This is a genomic window from Virgibacillus proomii (assembly GCF_900162615.1).
GTDB lineage: Bacteria > Bacillota > Bacilli > Bacillales > Amphibacillaceae > Virgibacillus > Virgibacillus proomii.
Window position 1 is genome coordinate 1 of record NZ_FUFN01000001.1, and the last position, 953, is coordinate 953.

Sequence of the window (953 nt, forward strand, 5' to 3'; positions counted from 1 at the left end):
TACTCTTTCCTTGAGGCTAGCCCTAAAGCTATTTCGGAGAGAACCAGCTATCTCCGTGTTCGATTGGCATTTCACCCCTACCCACACCTCATCCCCGCATTTTTCAACATACGTGGGTTCGGGCCTCCAGTCAGTGTTACCTGACCTTCACCCTGGACATGGGTAGATCACACGGTTTCGGGTCTACGACCGCATACTCTGTTCGCCCTGTTCAGACTCGCTTTCGCTGCGGCTCCGTGTCTTCCACTTAACCTTGCATACGATCGTAACTCGCCGGTCCATTCTACAAAAGGTACGCCGTCACCCATTAACGGGCTTCGACTACTTGTAGGCACACGGTTTCAGGTTCTCTTTCACTCCCCTCCCGGGGTGCTTTTCACCTTTCCCTCACGGTACTGGTTCACTATCGGTCACTAGGGAGTATTTAGCCTTGGGAGATGGTCCTCCCGGATTCCGACGGAATTTCTCGTGTTCCGCCGTACTCAGGATCCACTCCGGAGGAAGTTCCTTTTTGATTACAGGGCTGTTACCTCCTTTGGCGGATCTTTCCAGATCGCTTCATCTAAAGAACTTCTTGGTAACTCCTATGGAGTGTCCTACAACCCCAGAAGGCAAGCCTTCTGGTTTGGGCTCGTTCCGTTTCGCTCGCCGCTACTTGGGAAATCGCATTTGCTTTCCTTTCCTCCGGGTACTGAGATGTTTCAGTTCCCCGGGTCTGCCTCCTCTACCCTATGTATTCAGATAGAGGTACTGTTCCATTACGAACAGTGGGTTCCCCCATTCGGAAATTCCCGGATCAACGTCTACTTACGACTCCCCGAGACATATCGGTGTTAGTCCCGTCCTTCTTCGGCTCCTAGTGCCAAGGCATCCACCGTGCGCCCTTATTCACTTAACTAACTCGCTTTATGTGAAATAAGCTAGACGCTTTTTCGCCTTTATTGCTTTTGGTT

At 51.3% G+C, this 953-nt stretch carries 1 rRNA gene; it reads right to left on the reverse strand.

Going from position 1 to position 953, the window contains the following annotated elements:
- A 23S ribosomal RNA gene (locus tag BN1066_RS00005) occupies nucleotides 1-898 on the reverse strand; the annotation flags it as partial.
- Between the last annotated feature and the right edge of the window lie 55 nt (nucleotides 899-953).